This is a genomic window from uncultured Methanobrevibacter sp. (genome assembly GCF_937881195.1).
Classification (GTDB): domain Archaea; phylum Methanobacteriota; class Methanobacteria; order Methanobacteriales; family Methanobacteriaceae; genus Methanobinarius.
In genome coordinates this window covers 71585-96484 of record NZ_CALGFC010000032.1, presented here as the reverse complement: position 1 = coordinate 96484, position 24900 = coordinate 71585, and the positions used below count along the sequence as shown (strand labels likewise).

21 protein-coding genes are annotated in these 24900 nt (G+C 23.7%); 15 read left to right on the top strand and 6 right to left on the bottom strand.

All coding sequences use genetic code 11. The features are described 5' to 3' along the window. Positions 1-472 precede the first annotated feature (472 nt). From Q0087_RS05280 to Q0087_RS05260, 5 genes are all read left to right on the top strand, one after another. The gene (locus Q0087_RS05280) at positions 473-1243 is read left to right on the top strand and encodes a class I SAM-dependent methyltransferase family protein (RefSeq protein WP_297898630.1); all 771 of its coding nucleotides are present in this window, start codon (positions 473-475) and stop codon (positions 1241-1243) included. 420 nt (positions 1244-1663) lie between these two features. Continuing rightward, on the top strand, positions 1664-2602 hold the full coding sequence (mptA, locus tag Q0087_RS05275; RefSeq protein WP_297898629.1) for a GTP cyclohydrolase MptA: 939 nt from the start codon (positions 1664-1666) through the stop codon (positions 2600-2602). A gap of 470 nt (positions 2603-3072) precedes the next feature. Next, complete coding sequence (locus Q0087_RS05270) at positions 3073-3516, top strand: DUF2120 family protein (RefSeq protein WP_297898628.1); 444 nt, start codon at positions 3073-3075, stop codon at positions 3514-3516. A 190-nt stretch (positions 3517-3706) separates the two neighbouring features. Next, complete coding sequence (gene cofG, locus Q0087_RS05265) at positions 3707-4834, top strand: 7,8-didemethyl-8-hydroxy-5-deazariboflavin synthase subunit CofG (protein ID WP_297898627.1); 1128 nt, start codon at positions 3707-3709, stop codon at positions 4832-4834. Between the two features lie 195 nt (positions 4835-5029). Next, positions 5030-5887 (top strand): TIGR00269 family protein, encoded by an 858-nt coding sequence (locus Q0087_RS05260; protein ID WP_297898626.1) that lies wholly within the window; start codon positions 5030-5032, stop codon positions 5885-5887. 204 nt (positions 5888-6091) lie between these two features. On the opposite strand, the gene Q0087_RS05255 is transcribed toward Q0087_RS05260, so the two are convergent. From Q0087_RS05255 to comB, 4 genes are all read right to left on the bottom strand, one after another. Beyond that, the gene (locus Q0087_RS05255) at positions 6092-7414 is read right to left on the bottom strand and encodes a hemolysin family protein (protein ID WP_323383890.1); all 1323 of its coding nucleotides are present in this window, start codon (positions 7412-7414) and stop codon (positions 6092-6094) included. A gap of 165 nt (positions 7415-7579) precedes the next feature. After that, positions 7580-7813 (bottom strand): DUF1922 domain-containing protein, encoded by a 234-nt coding sequence (locus tag Q0087_RS05250; RefSeq protein WP_297898624.1) that lies wholly within the window; start codon positions 7811-7813, stop codon positions 7580-7582. 286 nt (positions 7814-8099) lie between these two features. Further along, positions 8100-9266, bottom strand: a complete 1167-nt coding sequence (locus tag Q0087_RS05245; protein WP_297898623.1) for a TraB/GumN family protein — start codon at positions 9264-9266, stop codon at positions 8100-8102. Between the two features lie 198 nt (positions 9267-9464). Next, positions 9465-10181 carry a 2-phosphosulfolactate phosphatase gene (gene comB, locus Q0087_RS05240; RefSeq protein WP_297898622.1) on the bottom strand — a complete coding sequence of 239 codons (717 nt, stop codon included), beginning with the start codon at positions 10179-10181 and terminating at the stop codon, positions 9465-9467. Between the two features lie 567 nt (positions 10182-10748). Here comB and Q0087_RS05235 point away from each other — a divergent pair. From Q0087_RS05235 to Q0087_RS05215, 5 genes are all read left to right on the top strand, one after another. After that, complete coding sequence (locus Q0087_RS05235; protein WP_297898621.1) at positions 10749-11417, top strand: hypothetical protein; 669 nt, start codon at positions 10749-10751, stop codon at positions 11415-11417. 472 nt (positions 11418-11889) lie between these two features. Then, positions 11890-12801 (top strand): methanogenesis marker 7 protein, encoded by a 912-nt coding sequence (locus tag Q0087_RS05230; RefSeq protein ID WP_297898620.1) that lies wholly within the window; start codon positions 11890-11892, stop codon positions 12799-12801. Positions 12802-13252: 451 nt separating this feature from the next. Beyond that, positions 13253-13732, top strand: coding sequence for an Lrp/AsnC family transcriptional regulator (locus Q0087_RS05225; RefSeq protein WP_297898619.1), 480 nt, complete (start codon positions 13253-13255; stop codon positions 13730-13732). Positions 13733-13761: 29 nt separating this feature from the next. Beyond that, positions 13762-14442: a DUF2100 domain-containing protein gene (locus tag Q0087_RS05220; protein ID WP_297898618.1), complete on the top strand. Its 681-nt coding sequence runs from the start codon at positions 13762-13764 to the stop codon at positions 14440-14442. A gap of 98 nt (positions 14443-14540) precedes the next feature. Continuing rightward, complete coding sequence (locus tag Q0087_RS05215) at positions 14541-14846, top strand: MTH1187 family thiamine-binding protein (protein ID WP_297898617.1); 306 nt, start codon at positions 14541-14543, stop codon at positions 14844-14846. 138 nt (positions 14847-14984) lie between these two features. On the opposite strand, the gene Q0087_RS05210 is transcribed toward Q0087_RS05215, so the two are convergent. Both Q0087_RS05210 and Q0087_RS05205 read right to left on the bottom strand, forming a co-directional pair. Further along, positions 14985-16043: a hypothetical protein gene (locus Q0087_RS05210; protein ID WP_297898616.1), complete on the bottom strand. Its 1059-nt coding sequence runs from the start codon at positions 16041-16043 to the stop codon at positions 14985-14987. A gap of 607 nt (positions 16044-16650) precedes the next feature. After that, the gene (locus Q0087_RS05205) at positions 16651-17757 is read right to left on the bottom strand and encodes a DegT/DnrJ/EryC1/StrS aminotransferase family protein (RefSeq protein WP_297898615.1); all 1107 of its coding nucleotides are present in this window, start codon (positions 17755-17757) and stop codon (positions 16651-16653) included. A 408-nt stretch (positions 17758-18165) separates the two neighbouring features. On the opposite strand from Q0087_RS05205, the gene Q0087_RS05200 reads away from it, so the two are divergent. The 5 genes from Q0087_RS05200 to mmp10 all read left to right on the top strand — a co-directional run bounded on the left by Q0087_RS05200 (position 18166) and on the right by mmp10 (position 24220). Beyond that, on the top strand, positions 18166-19344 hold the full coding sequence (locus tag Q0087_RS05200) for a tRNA (guanine(10)-N(2))-dimethyltransferase (RefSeq protein ID WP_297898614.1): 1179 nt from the start codon (positions 18166-18168) through the stop codon (positions 19342-19344). Between the two features lie 278 nt (positions 19345-19622). After that, positions 19623-20423, top strand: a complete 801-nt coding sequence (locus Q0087_RS05195; RefSeq protein ID WP_297898613.1) for a DUF4013 domain-containing protein — start codon at positions 19623-19625, stop codon at positions 20421-20423. A 389-nt stretch (positions 20424-20812) separates the two neighbouring features. Beyond that, a complete protein-coding gene (locus Q0087_RS05190; protein WP_297898612.1) occupies positions 20813-21619 on the top strand; it encodes a DUF4013 domain-containing protein in 807 nt (268 codons plus the stop codon). A 194-nt stretch (positions 21620-21813) separates the two neighbouring features. Next, entirely contained in the window at positions 21814-22650 is an 837-nt protein-coding gene (locus Q0087_RS05185; RefSeq protein WP_297898611.1) for a DUF4013 domain-containing protein, read from the top strand. A gap of 322 nt (positions 22651-22972) precedes the next feature. Then, positions 22973-24220 (top strand): methyl coenzyme M reductase-arginine methyltransferase Mmp10, encoded by a 1248-nt coding sequence (gene mmp10, locus Q0087_RS05180; RefSeq protein WP_297898610.1) that lies wholly within the window; start codon positions 22973-22975, stop codon positions 24218-24220. Positions 24221-24900: the final 680 nt, after the last annotated feature.

Here is a 24900-nt window from a genome sequence, read left to right as displayed (position 1 = left end):
TTCATAATTCGTCCTCTGGGCATTTTCACACTCATATACACTCCACATTGGTAAAATCCAGAGGATTGAACTTATTCTTTGATAATAATTATTTTTTTTCTTTTTTAACACAATATTTCTTTTATTTGTCTTAATAATCTCTTTTTTTAATGATAAATCATTAATAATTGACTATTTTAAAAAAAATCCTAAAAAGTATTACTTTTTGCTAGTTGTATAGTTTTAAAACTCTTTTGTAATCTTATATTTGTGGTTAAATTATTAATTTAATATTAAATTATTAATTAATATTTAATATCAAAATAAAACTAAATGGATTTTTTAATAAATAGTTTTTTAAATTAAATCAATTAAATAAATTATAATTAATAATATATTTTATTGAATAAATAATATAATTAATATATTTTGAATAATAATAAATTTAATAATATTATAATAAATAAATTGAAAATGGATATAAATAGATAAAATGAAATGGAAGAAAATTGGCAAAATACTAATAATTGATGATAATTTAGAATTAGAATATTATAATAATTTAAATGATCTTTTAAAAGAACATAATGTCGATACTATAGCTAAAATTAAATCTATCAATGGAAAAATGAGAAAACCTTCTGTTGAAATTTTAGCAGGTAGTAAATCAACTGAAACTATTCATAAAGAAAATGGTTGTTTATTTAAATTAGATATATCTAAGGTGATGTGGTCAAAGGGTAATACTAATGAGCGAATGAGGATTTCAAATCTTGTGGAAGATGATGAAATTGTTTTGGACATGTTTGCAGGAATTGGTTATTTTTCAATACCTCTCGCATTTCATTCTAACCCCAGAAAAGTTTATTCCATAGAAATAAATCCAGAATCTTATTATTATCTTAATGAAAATATATCTTTAAATAAAATTAACAAAAAATCCCATCAAAATTTGGGTTATGATGTAATTAAGCCTATTTTGGGAGATTCTGCTGAAATAACTCCTAATATATCTGCTGATAGAATTTTAATGGGATATGTTAAGACAACACATAATTTTTTATCTCCTGCTATCAATTCGCTAAATTCTGGTGGAATTATACATTATCATGAAACTGTTCCAGAAAAATTGATGAACACTCGCCCTATAAAAAGAATTAAGTTAATTGCTAAGAATCGAGAAGTAGAAATAATTGGCAATAGGATTATAAAAAAATACTCTCCCGGAGTAGTACATTGTGTTGTTGATGCAAGAATCTATTAATTCTAGGGATGTTCTTAATATTAATTTGTTATTAAATTTTTAATATTTTTATCAAAATATTAATAATGAGTTAAATGTTCATATTTCATTTTTAGTTTGATAATTTTTATAATATACTATTTTTTAGATAGTTTTAAATGATTATTTGTACAAAGATTATAATATTATAAATATGGAATTATATATTTAGAAAATAAATTTAGAAAATAAACATGGAAAATAAATATATGGAATATACATATAAACTCTATATAAAAAGTATGTAATTTTCAATGTTTAAAGTTTGTATATATTTATAAAATTTTATAAAATTTTATAATTTTTTGTAAATTTTTTTATTTGATTAAATTTTTAGCTATTCATGAATAATTATTTTATCCATATTCATGAAATTGAATTATATTTACTGTGGTGTTACAGTTGGTAGTTTGTTTCCCAGATACACAAGATAATATGCCTAAAATCCCAGTTCATTTAACTCGTGTTGGAGTTACTGGAGTAAAAAAACTTTTAAAAATAGAAAGAGGTCAAAAAAGACCAATAGTTCTTATTCCTAAATTTGATGCTTTTGTAGATCTTCCAAGTGATCAACGTGGTATTCACATGTCTCGAAGTCCAGAAGCTATTAGTGAAGTTGTAGAAGAAGTTGTAAATAAAAGTTCTGTTGAGATTGAATCATTATGTGCTGAAATCGTCAAAACAATGATGGAAAAACACAAATATGCTAAAGTGGCTGAAGTAAGAATGATCAGTGATTTTATGTTTGTTAAAAAATCACCAGTCACAGAAAACAAAACTCAAGAAATGACAAAACTTATAGCAAAAGCTGTTGGATATAGAAAAAATGGTGAATTTAATATAAGGAAAAGTATTGGTGCAGAAGTTGTTGGAATGACTGTTTGTCCATGTGCACAGGAGTCTGTAATGGAAGCTGATCGTTCTAAGCTATTGGAGTTCTTAGATGAGGAAACCACTAAAAAAGTTTTAGATACTGTTACTTTTGCTTCACATAATCAAAGAGGAATTGGAACAGTAATAATAGAAGTTCCAGAGCATCATGTTGTTCGTGGAGAAGATATAATCCAAATCATTGAGGATTCTATGAGTTCTCCAGTATGTGAACTTCTTAAACGGCCTGATGAGAATGCTATTGTCATGCAAGCCCATAAAAAACCAGGATTTGTTGAAGATTGCGTTAGAAACATGGTTGAGAAAATTATTCAAAATTATTCTCATCTTCCAGATGATACTTTAGTAACAGTTCGTCAGGTAAATGAGGAGAGTATTCATAGACATAATGCATTTGCAGAGAAAATTTCAACTATGGGTGAATTAAAAGCAGAAATAGAAGATAATTGATAGAAATTTATCTTCTAAGATTTTGTTTATATGTGAGCTATATATAAAAAAATTTATCTATATATGTTTTTTGGGGTTTTACTGCTTAACAATTCCTCAAATTTTAAATTAATTTTTTTATAAATTATTATTTTTGTTTTTTACTCATTTATCTGAATTTTTTATAAATTTTTTATAAATTTCTTATAGATTTTTTTATAAATTTTTTATTTATTTAATAAAATATATATAAATAAATTATCTAATAAATAGATTATCTAATAAATAGATTATCTAATAAATAAATTATCTAATTGATAGTATAATGAATAATATTATTTAATAAATTAAATGAACTAATAGTAGTTAATTATAAATTAATTAATAAACTATTAAATAAATTAATAATGCAAATATTAATTGAAATTAATAAAACTTTTAATAAATTAAATTATAATATAATAAATATAAATTAAATAAAGAGTGATTTAATGGTTAAATTGCATAAAATTGCAGGACAAGTAATGGGATTTTTTGAAGCTTTTGATGGATCACGGGCTGCTTTAGATACTGATAGAATTCTAATTGTTAGGGGAAGATCCCCAAAAAATATTTCTATTGATGAAATAGAATCAAAATTAGATGAATTAAAAGATATACTTCAAGGAAATGAAATAGATGTTGTATCTGAAGAAGCTGGAAAACTTATAAATAGGATGGATGAACAAATAAGGGCTAATGTTTCTGTACAAGGAGATACTGATTCTAATGGCATACTCAGGATGACAAAATCTTTAGAAGCTATGAATTTATTTGTTAAATTTAAATTAATGAATTTAACTCATTCCGGAGTATTTATAGTTACCTGGAAAGATAAAGCTGATGTGGGTCCATTATTTGTAGAAGTTGTAGTTTCTGATGATGAAAAAGATTGATTTTTACGAATTCAATAATTAAACTTTATTTAAATGTTTTATAAGCGAATTATTCAAGTTTTTGAACCACTTCTTTATTTTATTTATTAATTAAGTTTATTTTTTGTTTTATTTAGTTTAATTTTATTCAAATTAAATCATATTTGATTTAATTTGATTTTAAGTTGATTTAGATTATAAGGTTAATTATATGATTTCTGATATTTGTGATTCTAATTTAGAAAAAGGAAAATTAAATAAAAATGAGATTTTAACTCTTTTAAACACTAAACAAAATGATATCATTGATTTAATGAGAATTGCTAATTCAAAAAGAGAGAATAATATTATTACTTATTCTAAAAATGTTTTTATTCCTTTAACAGAGATATGTAGAAATTATTGTGGCTACTGCACATTTAGAAAAGATCCTAATGATAAAAATGCAATTATTCTTAAAGATAAAAAAGAAGTCATTTATCAACTAAAAAATGCAGAAAGATATGGATGTAAAGAAGCTTTATTCACTTTTGGAGAACAAGCAGATCAAGAAAAAGTGGTAATGAATGCTTTAAGGGAAAAAGGCTTTGAAAATATGAATGAATATATTTATGATATTTGTGAATCCACAATAAAAAATACAAATCTTCTTCCTCATACTAATGCTGGTGTTTTAAGTTATAATGAAATGAAGTCACTAAAAGAAGTGAATGTTTCAATGGGTATGATGCTTGAAAATTCATCTGATCGGCTTAAAAGTATGGATGCACATATAAATAGTCCTGGAAAAGATCCTAAAATTAGAATTAAAACTATTGATGATGCAGGAAGCCTAAAAATCCCCTATACAACAGGAATATTAATTGGAATTGGTGAAACAAAAGAAGAAATTGCTAATTCTCTCTTGAAAATAAAAGAATTGAATAATAAATATGGGCATATACAAGAAATTATTATTCAAAATTTTAGATCTAAAAAGGGAATTCCAATGGAAAAAAACAAAGAACCTTCTGTTTTAGACATGATTAGGACAGTTTCAGTAGCTAAATTATTGTTTCAGAATGTTTCTATTCAAGTTCCACCAAATCTTAATCATGAAACAAATCAGATGTTTTTATTATGTGGTGCTGATGATTGGGGAGGAATCTCTCCTGTTAGTAAGGATTATGTTAATCCAGAGTCTCCTTGGCCTGAAATTAATCATATGCATGAATTAACAAAAGAAGTCGGCTTAAGTCTCAAAGAAAGGTTAGCTATATATGATAAATATATTAATAAAAAATACTTAAATGATGAGCTTTTGGATAAAACTTTGAATTTAAAAAGATTATTAAATTAAGTTTTGAATTAAAAATATTATTTATAATATTTTTTGGATTAGATTAGTGTATTTTTGATATATTGGTAATAATTATAAATATAATTTTAATGACATTATAATTTTGTGGTATTATTTATATTAATGCATTTATTTTTGGTATTTTTAATACAAATACATTTAATTAAAAATATTTTTTTTATAACGGTGATTATCATGACTATTTTAAAGAAAGAAGAATTTAATAAAAAAATATTTTCTAAAATAGAAAAACTCATAAATCAATATAATCTTATTGATAATGGAGATAATATTGCCGTTGCTCTTTCTGGTGGAAAAGATAGTGTTTTAACATTATATGCTTTAGTTAAATACCAAAATGATTCAAATATTGATTTTGATTTGACTGCTATTTCGGTTGATGAAGGTATTGACGGTTATAGAAAACATGGAATTGAGTCTGCTATAAAAAATGCAGAAAAGCTTGATGTAGAACTTATACAAAAATCTTTTAGTGAAGAGGTAGGATTTAAATTAGATAATATTTACCATCATTTTAAAAGTGCATGTATTCCCTGTGGAGTTTTTAGGAGAAGTATTTTAAACAAAACAGCATTTGAAATTGGTGCAGATAAAATTGCAACAGGACATAATCTTGATGATGAGATTCAATCTTTTTTAATGAGTTTTTCCAGGGCGGATACAATTAAATTCTCTAAATTTGGCCCAATGCTTAGTATGATACATCCAAAACTTATTCCAAGAATTAAACCCTTATGGAATACATCAGAAAAAGATGTTGGGATTTGGGCAGTAATGAACAATATTAACATCCATTTTGATGAGTGTCCTTATTCTAATATATCTCTCAGAGGAAAAACGAAAAATTTTCTTAATAAAATAGAATCTAAAAATCCCGGAACCAAAGAAAATATAATGGAATCATTTAAAAAAATGATTTTAGACATAAAAACTCAAAAAAATAATATTAATGAATGTAAAAAATGTGGAGAACCATGTTCTGGGCTAATATGTAAAGCTTGTGAGATAACTGACCTTATTAGTAATAGTTAAATATTAATAAACTACTTTTTATATTTATTAAAAATTAATATTTATAATATTTTAGATTTATCATTTTAATAAATTTTTTATCATTAAATTTTTCACTATTGAATTTTTATTAATATTAAAATTTTTTTTAAATATTTTCTCTATTATTTTATTGGCATTTTTATTCCAATATTTTTTTTATATAATTAAAATTATTAATATTTATTATACTCCTTCTTCTTCTTTAGGGGGTTCTATGTCTTTTTTTAAGACTAATACTTTATCAATATGATGCCCATCCATATCAACTATTTCAAAATCAAAGTTCTTCCAACTAAATGTTTCCCCTGTTTCAGGTATTTTGTTAAGATAACTAAGAATAAAACCTGCTAATGTGGTAAAATTTCCTTCATCTTCGTATAGGTCTTCAATTTTAAATAATTCCTTAAATCTATCAACAGAATAACCACTATCTATTAACCATGAACCATCTGTTCTCTGGATAGCTGTAGGCTCATCCATTTCATCTATTCCTGGAATGTCTCCAACTATGCCTTCTAATATATCGTTTAAAGTAATTAAACCTTCTACACTACCATATTCATCAACAACAATAGCAATATGGACATATTCAAGATTTTCTTTAAATAATTTTAATATATCCAATGAAGGAAGATTTTCTGGCACAATTAATGGTTTTTTTAGATAATTTCTAATATTAAGATTTTCTTCTTTAAAAATTGAGCTGAGTATATCCTTAGATTGTACAACTCCTAACAAATTATCTAGATCTCCTTCAGCTACTGGAAATATCGACCTTTCACTTTCTATAATCTTTCTTTTTGACTCTTCTAAACTTTCTTCAAGATCTATCCATATAATCTCATTTTTTGGAGTCATAAGCATATCTACTTTTTGATCATCAAGACGGAAAACTCTTTTAATTATATCTTCTTCTTCTTTTTCAATTGTTCCATCTTCTAGTCCTTCTTCAATTAACATCTTTATTTCATCTTCAGTGACTACACTTTCTTTTGATTCCTTTGAACCTATAATTTTTAAAATGAAATTTGTTGAAGAGCTTAATATTTTAACTAAGGGTCCACAAATTTTAGAAAGAATCTTCATGTATTTAGCTAAACTTACAGCAATATTTTCAGGGTTATTTAATGCTATTCTTTTTGGAACTAGTTCTCCAATTACTAAAGATAAATATGTTATTATTAAAACAACAATTATAACACTAATTACACTAGCATAACTTCCTAAGAAAGTTAAATTTTGAGATAGGGGTTCTGCTAATGTTGCACCACCAAAAGCACCTGCTAAAATACCAATAAGTGTAATTCCAATTTGTATTGTAGATAAAAATTGATTAGGGTCATCTATTAATTCTATGACTGTGTTAGCATGTTTTTTACCATTATTTGCCATTTGTTGCAATTTACTCCTTCTAGAAGATACGATTGCAAGTTCTGACATAGCCAATACTCCATTTAAAACTATTAAAATGAGTATTATGATGATTTCTATTATTGTGTCATATATCATTTCTCTATTTCCTTGATGAGCGTAATAATTCTCATATAAATTTATAAATTCTTTCTATTTTAAAATTTATTATATTTGTTATGGTATATTCTATTTTGTTATATTTTATTTTATTTCATTTTCGATTTTTATTATTTAGAATTTATTATAATCTGATTAATATCAGTTTAAAAATCGTTTTTTAGGAATTTCATTAGCTTTTTTGAATGTACTTCTGCCGTAAATCTCTTCCTGCATTTTTTGGACAGATTCAGTAGCTTCTTCAATAGATTCTACCTTTTTGAAAATTCTTCTTTTTTTCACTTTTAGAGATTTTCCACAAACACATTTTCTTGTAGATACTCCCTCTTTTGCATATAAAACTCTGCCACAATCGCAACGAAAAATAAAATACATTTTTTCTCCAAATAAAATAATTAATTTATATATTATAATTAATTTTATATATTTATTATTTTGAACCATAATTTATAATATCATGGTCATATTATAACTTAAATTAGATTATAATTTCAAATATATTATAATTAACTTTATTTTATTGAATTATAATTATTTTATTAATATGATATTTTATTAATATGGAATTTAATAAAAAATATAATTATCAATTAATATGATTCTATAATTAATATAATTTTTGCATAATATTATATTTTATAATCATTATCTCTATAATGTTTCAATATCCAAATATTTTCAAGAATAATGGTATAAATACTCTTGATGGTAATATAACTAAAGTAGCAATACTTACTCCTAAATTTGTTCCAATAACAACTAATAATATTCTAAATATGTTATTGTTCCAAAGATCTCTGAAACTATCAATTTTGCTTAAATTACGAATATCGCTTGTTCTCACTTTTCTATATTTAGCTTCTGTCAATCCAGAAAACCATCCTGCAGCTAGAAGAGGGTGTATTATAGTAAGTGGTGCAACAATAAAACCAACCACTGCAGATTGTATTTTTGAACCTGAAAGTATTGACCCAATAAAGGCAGTTCCACCACCTATTAAAACAAATTCTAAAAGATTATTCTCTATATTAATTCCATTTAAAAAAGCAAGAAAAAATATCACCACAAAAGATATTGGAATAGCTGCTAATATAATTTTAAGCCATGGAATGCCTCTTTTTTTTTCAATACTGGTTAATTCTTCTATTGGAGGAATTTTCTCAGGATTGTCTAAATATTTCGTCATTCCTTCTTTGTGGCCTGCTCCAACCACAGCTATAACATGATCTTCTGGTATATTTAAAATGCTATTTGCAAGATAAGCATCTCTTTCTTTAACAAGAACTTTATAAGCACTAGGGGATGCTTCTTTAAAATAATCCATTACTTCATCTAATGTGTCCTGATTTTTTAAATCTTCAATATCTTGAAGCTCATCATCACTTGCAAACAATGAAGAGATTGCACTTATTACAAATTTTAATTTTTCCCATAAGGACATTTCATTTAGGGCTCTTTGAAGTGTTATGTTTATATCTCTATCAATTAAAGAAATTTTTGCACCTATTTCATTAGCTGCTTCTATAGCTCCAATCATTTCAGAACCTGGTTTAACATCTACATCTTCCCCAATTTTACTTTGGATGTATGTTAAAATTCCACTAGCTACAAATAAACCAACTTTGTTTTCTTTAATTATTTTTGTTACAGATATTTCTTCATCTTCTTCAATACCTGCCTGTTCTTTCATAAGGCGTTCATATCTTCCAATATCAAGTTCTATTGCAACTACTTCTGGGTTTTGTTCATATATTGCATTTTTAACTTCTTCGACACTATTTTGGGAGACATGAGCGGTTCCTATAATTGTTAAACATTCTCTTTTCATTAAAAAACACTCTTAATTAATAAAACTTTTTGAGTTTATGATTTTTTAACTTAATAATAAATAATCATATGATTTATATATTTAATAATTTTTATAATAATTGTAAAATTAATATTATTAGCTATAATAATATGTTACTATGTATATATAAAACTATGTGCAATTTTTTTATAAGATATTATTTTCATAATTTTTACTTTATTTATATAGCTTTAAAGCACCTTTATCATAAATAGCTACATTTTGACTAATATTTTTTCTTAAAGAAAATTCTATGTCTTTTTCATATCCTAATTTTTTCAATCTGTTAGAAGATTTTGTATTATAGACTATTTCTTTAGCTTCTTTATAGTTTCTACTAGCTAAAATAGCACTTTGTGCATATTCACTAATATTAAACTTTTCATCGGAATATTTCTCATCAAATTCTTCTTGAATCCAATATAATATCTCTCCACTAGCTAAAAAATCTTCTATTGCAAAATTTCCTTTCCATCCTGCCATAACCACATCAATATGTGTATAATTATTCTCTTTTGCTATATGTAAACTTTTTTCAGCGACTGCTTTTGCATTTATAAAACAACCTATAAGGATTGTTGATTTCATATCTTTTAAAATTCTTGTTCCATTACTAGTTGTTAATATTAGGTTCTTAATGTTTGTATTTAGATTATTTATTTCAACTGGGGAATTTCCCAAATCAAAGCCTTTTAAAGCTTTTCCCATACGTTCTCCTGCGAGTATTCCTTTTTTTTCTTTAGCTATTTTTTTAGCTTCTTCAGGTGTAAATGTAGGTATGACTTCTTCAAATTTATCTAATGCAATTGTAATACTAGTACTAGCTCTAAAAGCATCCACCATTATAGAAATATCTTTCGAATTTGTTTTTTCAAGACTTAATGTAATTTCCATGTTTTTTCCTTTTTATATATTTTTTTATATATTTTTTATATTTTATTTTTGTTTGATAATTATAATTAATTCTAATAATTATAAAATTAATATTTAATTTTATTATTATAATAGTTTAATATTATTATAATTATAATGAATATATTATATAAAGAGGATTATTATATAAAGAATTTAATATATTTTTTTAAATAGTATATTTATATATTTAAATGTCTATTGTTAGTAAATGATTTAAGATAAATTGGTTATAATTATAAAATATTAACACAATAAATATAATTAAAAATTATTAGTTAAAAACTATTAATTAAAATTATTAGTTAGAAACATTAATTAAAAATATTTAATTATTTATTAGAAACATTAATTAAAAATATTTAATTATTTATTAGAAATTTTTAATTAAATATTTAAAAAAAATTTTAATTAAAATATTAATCAGGTCCTATATTATGAGAATTTATAATTATTATAATAAATTATATTTATAAAAATTATCATCATTCTAAAATTGTATCTAATTATAATAATCTCTCAATAACATTAATATGTGAATTAGGTAATATGAAAATCGTTACAACACCAATGTGTGAAAAAATACTTGAATTTGCAGGTATAATTAATTATAAAGTTAATAAGAACCCTGATAATGAAGAGGGGGATATAGCTATTATTTTATCTGAAAGTGATACTAAAATGGATTCATTAAAAATAAAATTAAATACTTTCACTCAAATAAAAAATAGTATTGTTCAAGTATCAAAACTTAAAAAAATTCCAAATAATAAACTCAACATTAATTATTCAATCCCAGATGACAATTTTAATTCTGACATTGAAGAGCTTAGTCTAAAAAATAATGATTTATTTTTAAATGAATCTGATTTAAGTTCTAAATTAATCAGTGATATATTTTCAAATTATTCTTTAGCACTTGATTGGCTGGATAATGATAAAAAAAGAGATTTTCGAAAAAAAAATTTAAATATAAGAGTTAAAGTATATTCTCTTTTTTTAAGGGATATTGTTGAGGATATGGGGTTTACAATAGTCGAATTAGAAGATAATGATTCAAAATCAGATTATACTATATTTCCTGATTATATGAATTTTAACAATAAAGACGGATCAAACATATTAATTTCTATCCCTACTCATAATAATGCCCCTAAGGATCCAATTAAAAGAGCTGAATTGAGATATTCTATTTTAAATAATTTAAAAATTAAATAATATTTTTTAATAATATTTTATATTTTTTTAATAATACTCTTTGTTTTTTGATAATATTTTATATTTTTTAATAATATTCTTTGTTTTTAAATATATTCTAATTTTCTATGATTAATCTTCATGATTAAAATATACCTATTTAATAGTTTCCTATGGTTTTTAGGATTGTGAGAACTATTGTTTAAATAATTAAATAATTAAATAATTTTATAAATAATGATTATAAATATAAATTATCATTAAGAAATCTACTTTATAATTAATAAATCTAATTATTATTAATAAATTTAAGTTGTTATTAATATATCCTTTTCATTATTAATAATATAATTTGTATTGAATTCTAATAATAATTATAAATTTTATATAATTAAAATTATTAATAATAATTAGAATTATATTATATAATTAGAATTATATTATTGTATAATAATATTGGATTAATTTTTGTATCATATTTGGAGATGAAAATGTGTATGAAACCCTAACTTATTCTGGAGGAGTCCATAAAAGTGAAGAAATAAGAGAACTCATCGATGATTTAGGAGGATTTATTCTTCAGGAGAATATTCTTCAGATGGATTTAATTTTAAACATGGCAATTCCTATTGATGATGTTGATAAAATTAAAGAAAAATCAAAAGAATTGTTGGGTAAAATATCTATTGCTCCAATGGCTGGTTGTGAAATAGCTATTGTGTCTCCAACTCTTGCAAGACACCATCTTCCTCATGCTGCTTGTGATATTTCTGAATATCTTAGAAGATTTGGTGCAAAAGATAATATGATTGGGCTTGCTCGTGGTGCAGGTAAGGGTACTGCAGGAATCACGGAATATGAGAAAAGATTGATTGAAGAGCATGATATAGCCATATATGCTCTTGGTAGTTTTAAACAGTGTATAATAGATAAAACTTTCTTATTTGATGATATTGATATTCCTGTAATTGTTACAGGGGCTCCTGAAATAGATATTAATGATCTTCCAGGTGCTGATGAATATGTTAGTGGTTTGGGCAGAATTCCAAGGAGACTAAAAAGAGGAGAAAATATAAGGGCTCTTAGAAAATTAGTTGAAGTTGTTGAAAAAACTTTAGATAAAAAAAGAAAGGACATGGCTTTAGATCCACCTTTAGCTCCATCTATATTAGTAAAGAATGCAATTGAAAATCAAGTTCCAGCTATATCTGAAATAATTTCACCAACTCCGGTCACAAGCCAACTTGATGGTGTTAGGGTTAAACTTGATTATGATAAATATAATGAAGAAATAGCTAATGTTATGATAAATGACAAACATTTGGCTGAAATTGCAGATATAAAAAGGTCTCAAATGTATAATTATATTCTTGTAAAACTTTTAAGTGAAAGTGCTATAATATAATTTTAATATAAATTAATTCATATATCTATTAATTTTTCTACTTTTTCTACTTTTTCTACTTTTTATAATTTTCTAATATTTTAGAAATTTATTAATATTTTTCATCATATTTTAACATTTTTCAACAATTTTTAATATTTTTCAATATATTTTAACATTTCTCATTTTTTTGCCTTTTTGCTATTTATTAATTGTAATTTATATAATAATTACAACTGTTTGTTATTAATAGAATATTTTTATTTTAAATATGATATTTAATAAACTATAAATGTATCAATATAATGTTTTTATAAAAAATTTAAAAAGAAAAAGAATATTAATAATGAAAAACTAAACATTGTTCAAAGGTGTAGTAATTTTAAAATTAGGATGAAATAAATTTTTCATCTTATATTTTTCATTACTAATTGTGGTTGGTTAATTTAATTATTATTTTTAGGAGGATACTATGAGTAGTAATAACAAAGATGAATTGGTTGTCATCGATGAAACAGATAAAAATATTATTGAAATGATAAATGAAGATGCTAGAACTCCTTATAGGCAGATTTCTAGGGAACTTGATATTTCTGTAGGGACTGTTCATAATCGTGTTGATAAATTAATGAAAACAGGAGTAATCAAGAAGTTTGCTCCAATAATGGATCATAGGAAACTTGGCTATGGCCTTACAAGTATTATTGGAGTTAGGGTAAAAGGTGGAAAACTACAGAATTGGGAAAATAAAGAATCTTTTAGTAGGCATGTTTTAGCTATTTATGATGTTACTGGAGAATATGATGCATTTTTAATAGCTAAGTTCAAAGATACCGATGAATTGGATGTTTTTGTAAAAGATTTACTAAAAGAACCATATGTCGAACGAACGTATACTCAGACCGTCTTGAATGTTGTTAAAGAAGATTCAAGTTCAATTCACATGCTTTAATTTTTTTCTAAACAAATAAGGGAATTTTCATGAAAGATCTTCGATTAAAACAGGCTCAAAGTTTATTAAAAAAATCAGCTGCTAATTCTGAAGAAAATTTTAAATTAAAATCTCCTAATGCTTCAGATATTAACTTAAAAAGGTTTGAAAATATATTTAAGGATTTAATAGCTGCAGAAGATTTTATTTATAGTAGCTTACCAAAGCATCAACTTTCTAAAGAAGAAGCAGAAAAATTCACAAAATTCCTTATTTCAGCAAGAAAAAATATAGATTCTATTTTAGTTGACTTTAATGTTATTGAGAAAAAAGAAGAAAAAATTGATATATCTAATTTAACTGAAAATATTCTTTTTATAACCTCTAAAAATAATTTTAAAAAGACTTTAAAAAAATTAGGGGTTGATGTTCAGAGAATAATAGTGGCTAGTGTCCCTCTTAATGTATTGGATATTAAAGAGATTAATCCAAAAATCCCCGAATCTGCATTAAAAGGGATAGAAACTAGGGTTAAGCATATTCATAATGATATAAATAGGAAAAAATCTTCTTTACATCCAGAAAAGGTCATTGTTTTAGCTGAAAATGATTTAAATGGTCAATTACTCGGTAAAAGAGCAGAAGAAATTTATGATGCAATTATATACTTAAGTGATAATCTTAAAGATTTAAATGATATTGAACTTATTCGGCTAATTGAAGATAGCTAATATTTTAGGTTTATTTGTTATTAAAAATAGCTAATATTTAATATAATAATTACAATTAATAAAAATAATATATTATACAAAATTTTAATGGTAAAATTATGATACTTGTAGATTTTGGTGTTGTTCCTATTGGAACAGAGGGTACTGACTTAGGTGAATATGTTGCTGTAGCTGTTCAGGCTATTAAGGATTCTGGACTTAAATATAAACTTACGGGTATGGGAACTCAGATTGAAGCTCAAAATCTTGATGAGGTTTATGATGCAATTAAATCTGCTCAAGAAGCAGTTTTCAATATTGGTGCTAATAGGGTATACACTGTTCTAAAAATAGATGATAGAAGAGATAAAAAAAATAGGGGATTAAAAGATAAAGTTGATACTGTTAATGAGATAATTAATTGATAGATTATTTAATATATATTATATATTTAATATTAATTTTCTTAATATAACTTTATTCTTAACATAATTTTATTTTTAATATATATGCTCTAAAAATTATATTATCTTCAATCTTTTTTTATTTTTATTTTTCACTTTTTATTTAAGTACAACTCTTCCAATATACTTTTTATTAGGAATAATTGGTATAGATCCCGCTCTGACTTTTTTACCATTAAAAAAAACATTATCTGACTTACTACCTGTATTTCTTCCAACATATTTGCCATTATCGTTTGTTACCCATATTTTTATAAGTGTTTTGGTATTTATGTTGTTTTTAGTATTATTCTTATTATACTTAAAATTTGTAACATTATAAACCATTATATTTCTCCTATTAACTCCAAAACTATCTGTACCAGCTATATATATAGCTGCATCAACAGGATTATTTTTTTTAACAGTATATTTACTATGCCTAAAAAGATTAGGGCTGTTTGGAATGCTTAAATATTCTCCAGATTTCATCCTAAAGATATTCATTTTTGAAACACCATAATTATAAACTACAACTCCCACTTTTCCTTTTGGGGATTTAATAACAAAATGCCCTATTCCTAAACTTCTAACTTTTTTCATAGCTTTTTCCAAGTAATTTTTTGTTATAGAATTTTTATATACCATTTTTGCGCCTAAATTCTCAAGATATTTATTAACACTTGGATTATCACTACCTCCTGCTCCAAGGTACCAACCATTTTTAAATATTATGGAGTGGAAAAAGTAAGTGTTTGTTGTTTTATATTCTTTTAAGGCCTCTATTCCATATAATTTTACTTTTTTTATGTACAAATTTGCTGCATATGTTGAATCTCTTCTATAAGCATAAGCATAAGCACTAGAATTTACTTGAAGGATTATTGAACAACAACCACTTTCTATCTTAGATTTCTTTTTAGTACTTGTATTACTATTCAAATCATTTGAATTTTTACTTGTTGTTTTTTTCACATCATTTAAAGCACTATTATTTGAATTTAAATATTCATTGTTTATGTTTATTTCAGAATTATTAGTGTAATTTGATTTAAGAGTGTTTTCTGAGTTTGAAATGTTATCATCAACTTTAGTTGTGGCTATAGAACATTCTATTGTAGAAACAACAAATAATAAAAAAATTAGAACAATAATAATTTTAAAATATTTTTTATTCATATTCAACATCTCATTAATTTTACTACATTTATAATATTAATAAATTTAAAAATTTTTTTATAATATTTACTAATATGATATTTATTTTTAATTAAAATATAATATTTAGTTCATATAATTATTATATGTTTATATAATTCCTATATAATAATTCATTTTATTATCATTATAATTATAATTATCATTCTTCTTCTGTAATATAATTGGAATACTATAACTGTAATATTATAAACTAATAAAATGGATTATAATATTAAAAATATTTTTTGATAAAAAATAGATGGATAAATCAAAATGGTCAAAATAGAATGTTATAATGTAATTATTCTGATAAATATTAAAAATAGCTATGTTTGAAAATTTAATATGTGAAAATAAATTCATATATTTAAAATAATTGAGTTAATATATTTAAAATAATTTTATATATAATTTTAATAATAATATATGCACTTTTAATGGATGTAAATTAATTTTAGATTATATAAACTAATATTTAGATTATAAAAATTAATTCTATATTATATAAACTAATTTTGTTTATATAATATTAATTTATAAATATTGATTAAATAATCTTAAATAAATAAAATTTAATTAAATAAAATTAATTAAATTTATTTGAAGCTTCTTTTATTACTTTAATAATAGTGTCTAAATCTTTTTCACTAATGCTTGGATGTACGGGGATTGAAATAACTGAACTTGCAGCTTTCTCTGTTTCTTCAAGATTTTCATCATATCCTAAATTGATATATAACTCTTGTTTATAGATGGGTATTGGGTAATGAATCCCAGTTCCAATTCCATTATCATTAAGGAAACTAACCCACTCGTCCCTGTTATCTTTTTCTATTTTTATAGTGTATTGGTGATAAACATGTTTCACACCATTTAATACTTTTGGAGTTGATATTCCTTCAACACCTTTTAAATTAGTAGTAAGGTAATTGGCATTATTAATTCTTTTTTGATTGAAGTCATCAATTTTTTTTAATTGAGCAAGGCCAATAGCAGCAGCTATATCTGTCATTCTGTAATTATATCCCAAAACTGCATGTTCATATCTTTTTGTTTCTCCGTGAGCTCTATAAATCTTTGATTTTTCAGCTAAATCCTTGTTATTTGTAGTTATGATTCCTCCTTCACTAGTAGTCATATTTTTAGTTGGGTAAAAACTAAAACAAGCAATATCTCCTATACTACCTACTTTAGTGTTTTTATATATAGAACCATGAGCTTGTGCAGCATCTTCAATTATATATAAATCATGTTTTTCAGCTATCTCTTTAATTTTATCCATATCTGCTGCTTGACCATATAGATGTACCGGCATAATTGCTTTTGTTTTTTTACTTATTTTTTCTTCTATTTTATTAGGATCTATGTTAAAAGTTTTTTTATCAATATCTACAAAAACAGGTTTTGCTCCTGTGTAAAGAATAGAATTTCCAGTAGCTGCAAATGAAAATGGTGTTGTAATTACTTCATCCCCTTCTCCAATTCCACAAGCTAGAAGAGCTACATGTAAAGCTGTTGTACCTGAGCTAGTTGCTATTGCATATTTTGCGCCAACAAAATCTGCAAATTTTTCTTCAAATTCAGCTACTTTTGGTCCTTGAGCAATAAAACCTGATTTTAAAACTTCAACAACTTCTTTTATCTCTTCTTCTCCAATAATTGGATTTGCAATAGGAATTTTTATTTCTGACATTAATACACCTTTATTATAACTATCAATTATAGCTCAATGATTTATATTATAACTATTTATATTTTATTTTTATTTTAATTATCATTAATATATCTTTAGTTTGAATGATTTATTTAATTAATTGTTAAATTATATATAAATTTATAAAGTTAAAATTATTAAAATTATTAATATTTAAAAATATATACATATTAAAATATCTTTAGTATTTTTATTCATTACTATTATTTTTATTTATTTCTTGTATTTTCATTATATGTTGATGATATAAGGACTTAGTATATAATTTTATAAATAATAATTAAATGATAGTTAAATAATATATAATATAAAATATTTGAAAGTTAATATGCTAATAAAATTCAATATGTTATTAATATTGAAAATTAATTATTAGGGGAGTAGCTAATGAATGAACATGATATAGAAATAATTAATGAAGGTTTAGTTGAAATCAAAGTTCCTAAATTTGATAAAGTTTCATCTAGTGCTCCTGTTTTTTACAATCCTAGGATGGAATTTAATAGGGATATATCTATACTTGCTTTACAAACATTTCAGGAGGAAATAGGAAGAGAAATAAATATTTGTGATGTTTTTGGAGGAAGTGGTATACGCGCTATAAGGTATAAAAAAGAAATTTTCAATGTTAATGAGGTTGCTGTAAATGATATAAGTTCTCTTGCTATAGAACAATCAAAAGAAAATGCAATTAATAATAATGTTGAAATTGATTTTTATCAAAAAGAAGCTAATATGATATTGAGGGAAAACAGAGGAATATTTGATGTAATAGATATAGATCCATTTGGAACTCCTTCATATTTTGTTGATTCTGTAGGATATTCTCTAAAAAAGGATTCTCTTCTCTGTATAACTGCTACAGATACTTCTGCATTATGTGGAACTTATAAAGAACCTTGTATTCGGAAATATAATGCAAAACCATACAAAAGCGAGTATTGTCATGAAAATGGAATTAGAATTTTAGCAGGATTTGTTTCTCTAACACTTGCTAAATATAAAAAGTATATTGGTGACATTAAACTTTCTCATAGTAGTGAACATTACATGCGTTTATATATTAAAGTAAATAAAGGTTCAGCAGCTACTGATAATTCATTAGCTAATAATATTGGTTATATTTCGCACTGTAAAAAATGTCTCTATAGGGTTCCTGTTGTTGGTTTAGCTAACCCTATTCCTGATTATTGTCCTGTTTGTGGAGAAAAATTGATTTCTGCAGGGCCATTATGGATTGGAAAGATTCAAAATTCTGAATTCATATCTAAAATGGTTGAAAAACTTGATGAAAATAACCCTAATAAGAAAAAACTAAATACTGAGAATAAAATATTAAAATTGCTTAATACATGTATTGAAGAGGCAAATTCTCCTATCACTTTTTATGATATTCATATAATTTGCAGAAATCTTAAAATAAGTGCTCCTAAAATAGCCGATGTTATGGATAAAATAACCGAAGAAGGTTTTAAAGTTTCTAAGACTCATTTTAATCCTATTGGTTTAAAATCAGATATTGATATTCTAAGATTGAAAGAAATTATTAAATCTTTAAGTTCTTAATATTTTTTATTCAATAATGATCAATTTCTTAATATTTTTATTAATTTTATATATTTTTAATTATAATTTTTTAATTATAATTTTTTAATTTCAATTTAGATTTTTTGAATGCTTTATTTTAACTATGTATTTCTTATTAAGTATCAGATGATTGAATCTAAATAGTTTATCTTATCTATAAATTTTATCTTAATAATCCTAAAACTATATTAATAATATCAAACAGATAATTTAATAACAAAAAATATTATTATTTTTTGTGTATGTGAGGTGAAAATATGGAAATTGTTGAACTTTTTAAAGATTCATTAACATATCCAACAAAACAATGGGACAAGTTATTAATACTAGGTGTTTTATTTTTAATTATGGGCGTTTTTGCTATTTTACAAGCATTTGGTATTGTATTAAATCAATATATTGCTGCAGATATTCTAGGAATTATATCATTTATTCTTGCAGTTATTATAACTCTGATTATCTATGGTTATACCCTTAGTATAGTTCGAAAAACAGTTAATAAGGGTGATGATTTGCCTGAATTTGATTGGGGTAGAAATTTCGTAGATGGAGTCAAAGTACTTATATTAAGTATAGTATATTATATAATTCCTGTAATAATCACTTTAATTGTGATTTATGCAACTGGTGCTTTTCAACATTTATATCAATTAATAGCATTTTATGCTGTAAGCGGATCACTCGCTGCTGCACCGGAATCTCTTTTAAGTGCTGCTGGAGCTAGTTTTTTAACTGTATTTATAGTAGCTGCAATACTTTTTATCATATTCGGTTTACTATTCTTAGCTGCTAAAGCTGTTTTAGCCGATACTGAAAGTTTAGGATCTGCAGTTAATATGGTAGATGTTTTCAAAAAAATTGGTGAAATAAGTTGGGGAAATTATATATTATGGGCTATTCTTTATGCAATAATCATTTTTATTCTCAGCTTTGTAGTTAACTTGATTTCAGCTATTCCTGTAATTGGACTTATAATTGCATTTTTAATTATTAGGCCATATATAGAGATTTTTGCTGCAAGGGCTCTTGGTTTAGTCTATAATGAATCTAAAGAATAGAAATATGATATTTTAATTTTTATTTATTTCAATATCAATTTTTATTTTAATTTTTTTTATTATATTTTCCTTTTAATTATTTTAATTTATTTTTTATAAATTTTTTTTTTATATATATTCTAAGAATTCATTATATTTTATATCTTTTAGAATATAATATATTAAATAATAATTAATTATTAGATAAAAATCTTTTTCATAGCTTTATTTTTTAATACATGGAATTATATGAGTAGTTATTACTAAATTTCGATAGATTTAATAATATCTTTTTACAAATTCTATATTATTAATCATATATTGTTTTATTTGATTGTGTTTTTTCATTATTAATTAAAATTATATGATTTTATTAATTTTAGAACATTAGAATGTTTTCAGGTGAAAAAATGAAGGTCATAAGGCTTTTTCAAGATTCTTTATCTTATCCTATTAATGATATTGATAAATTATTAACTTTAGGTGTTTTATTTTTTTTTGATGCCATATTTTCCCTTTTACCTTCAATTACTACTGCATTAAGCCAAGATTTTTTAACTCCGATTTTGTATTTTATTTCAAATTTAATTGGTTTCATCATATTTATTATTGCTATTGGATATATAACTTTTATAATTAAAGATACGGTAGATAATAAATTAGATTTTCCTCATTTAAATCTTATTAAAAATTTTTCAAAAGGAATTAAAGTATTTTTCATATCGATAATATATTATATTGTGCCAATTGTAATAACTATTTTATTTTCTTATATAATTGGTGCATATGCTATAATTTCTGAAATAATTACTTCATTTTTTTCTTTTGGTTATGAAACATCTATTCCCACTTATTCAATGGTTTTGAGTGTTCATAATATTATTTTAGTTCCTATTGTTGCTGTTATTTTATTTATTATATCAACAATATTCTTGATTATTGCTATTTCTAGGTTCTCTTATTATGGAGATATGAAATTTGCCTTGGACTTAAAAGCAGTAATATATGATATTGGAAACATTACTTGGAAACATTACTTAATTTCTCTTATAATTTTATGTGTTATATTAATTCTTATTTTATCTATAGTAATTGTAATTGCAGTTATTCCATTTTTTGGTTTTATTATATTATTTTTAATAATTTTACCATTCATAACAATATTTTGGGGAAGGTCTGTTGGTTTAATTTATAGGAAATCTAAAATTAATAAGTAAAATTGATAAGTAAATTTTATTTTATATATAAAAATCAGTATATTAAATAAAAATATTATATTAAATAAAAATAGTATATATAAAGATTATCAATGAAATAAATTATTATTGGTAAAATAATATATAGATATAAATGAATAATTATTATTAAGTAATAAAATTATTTATTTGATAATTCTATAATAGGTGATAAAATGAACATTACGGAACTATTCAAAAATTCGTTTAAATATCCTAGTAAAGATTGGGGCAAGGTTTTAATCCTAGGGTTATTAATAATAGGAATTTGTATATTTATGGTGATTGCATTAATCAGTTTGGCATTTGCTCAAGCTATCCCTGCAGCCATAATATTTATAATAGCATTAATTTTTACTTTTGTTGTTGCTTTAATTTATAGTGGATATAGTCTTAGTGTTATAAGAGAAACTATAATTAATAAAAATATATCTTTTGAGGGTCAAGAAGAAGCTCTACCTGAATTTCAATGGTCTGAAAATATTATTGATGGTATAAAAGTTTTAATTTTAAACATTGTGTACATGATAATACCTTTTGTTATCACTTTAATTCTTGCATATGTTTTAGGAGTATTTTCTGAGTTTACTTCTTTTAGTCAATCATTAAATACTTATAACCAATCTGGATTATATATGCCTAATTCAATGGCTACAATGTACATGGCTAATACTGGTTATGCTATGCTAATTGTCAATACAGTTGCTGCAATTTTATCAATAATATTCTCATTATTTGCATTTATTGCTATGGCAAGATTAGCTGAATCTGGTAAATTGGGTTCAATTATTAAATTTAGGGAGATAATAAATAATATATCTAATATTGGATGGGGAAATTATATAATTTGGTTTATACTTCTTTGTATAATCATAATTGTTATTTCATTTATAGCTGCTTTGATTGTATTTATTCCAATAATAGGATTGATTGTTTATTTATTAATAATTCCATCATTTTTAACTCTATTCCAAGCAAGAGCTATTGGTTTAATATATAATGAAATAAACTAATTAATAGAAAAATAATTTTCTAATTTATTTTATTTATTTTATTTTTTAATTTATTTTATTTATCTTATTCTTTAATTTATTTTATTCTTTTTCTAATTTATTTTATTTATTTTATTTTTTAATTTATTTTATTCTTTTTCTAATTTATTTTATTTCTTTTTATAATATTTCATGATTAATTGATGTTATAAATCTCATAAAAATGAATCATATGAAGAATAAAATATGTTTTTTTGGGATGTTTAATTATTTTTGATATTTAATTTAAAATGATTTTTATTAACTAAAAAGATTTTTATACTATAAAAAAAATAGTATTGATATGCAAATTGTAGCTGATGTTGGCGGGATTCCTGGAAAAGATTGTCGAGGCTTCTGTAAATATTGTTATTTTAGAAAAGTAAAATCTATTGAGCCTTTAGGATGTTCTCAATGTTCTTCTGGTAAAATTGGTTGTTCTCATTGTGGTGAAGGCGTTACTGAAACAAAAAACGAATTTAAAATGCCTTTTTTTGTTGTAAATGAGATTCAAACTACTTTGATGATGATCAATCCAGCAGATAATAATCTAAAAGTTAATATAAGTGGTGGGGGGGATGTTAGTTGTTATCCTCACCTTGAAGAATTAACTGGAACTTTAAAACAATTTGAAATCCCTATGCATCTTGGATATACAAGTGGAAAGGGTATTGATGATGCAGATATCGCTACAAGACTAATAAATAATGGAGTAGATGAAGTTACATTTACTTTGTTTTCTTCTAATCCTGATCTTAGGGCAAAATGGATGAAAGACCCTAATCCTGAAGAATCGATTAAAGCAGCGAAAATTTTTGCTGAGAGTACAGAACTTCATGCAGCTACAGTTATTATTCCTGGTGTAAATGATGGTGATGTTTTACACCAAACTTGTGAAGACCTTGAAAATTGGGGTGCTAAAGCTTTGATTCTCATGAGATTTGCTAATACTACAAATGAAGGTTTAATTCTTGGAAATGAACCTATTATAAAAGATATTGATTCTACAAGTGTTGAAGAATTTCAGAAACTTGTAGAAGATATAAATAAAAAATATAATATTAGGGTTACTGGGACACCGGTCTCAGATCCGGATACAGGTGCTCCATTTGCAATATCAAAAGATGAAAACGAAATATATTTACAATTTATCCAGGAAATAGTGGGTGAGGCTACAATAATAACCTCTAAAATTGCTGCTCCATATATTGAAAAAATATTTGATAAGTTGGATACGGATGATGTTAATGTTATTGCTACTAAAAAAGATATTGCTTGTTTAATTACAAAAGAAGATCTTGAAGATTTAGATTTATCTAATGTTAAAGATACGGCTATCATACCTGGAAGATGTTTTGTTCATCAGATTGATGCAGAAAGAATTTTGAGTTCTGATGGTATTGAAAGAGTAGTCGGCCGAGGACCGGATAAGTTATCTGTTGATGGAGAAATGAGTGGAACACTAACTGAAGAAAATGTAATTGAGAAGGAACTTGAATTATTTAGGGATTTGGTTGGAGCTATTAATTTTTTTGGAATGAAAAAAAAGTAATTTTCAAATTTTAGTTTTATTCTAATTTTATTATAATTTTTTAGTTTTATTTTAATTTTTCATAATAATTATTTTTTCATTATTTTTTATATTTTTATTACTTTTGTATAATAAAATTAAAAATAAATTTTTTATTACTTTTTAATTCTTTATTACTTTTTATTAAATATAATTAAATATACATTTTTTATTATTTCTCAATTATCTTTTATTATTTTTTTCTTATTATTTCTTTTATATTTTAATTATTAAAAACTACAATTTTTATAATTATATTCTTGTTTTCAAAATTTTATTTACTTTTTATATAATTTTCCTCAAATTTTTATATTATTTTATCTTTCGGTTTTTTTGTTCATTATTCCTACTATTTTTGTATAGTTTTTTCATATAGCAAATATATTTTTTTGCAATTATTTTTTCAATTTTTTCGCAAATTGCCATTTTTAAAATCTTTATTTTATCATTTGATAGATTTAGGGGTTTATTAATAGTTTTAAATTCTTATTTCATTTCTAAAAGATTTAAAATTCTTTTTCAAATGATTAAAAAAGTATTACTTTATATTCTAGGTTTCTTAAAAAATTCAGGTTCACTTCTCCTTTATAAGCTTTGCTATTTGTTCTCAGAAATAATATTTATAATATATATTAATCAAATTAAAATTCGTATACCAAATA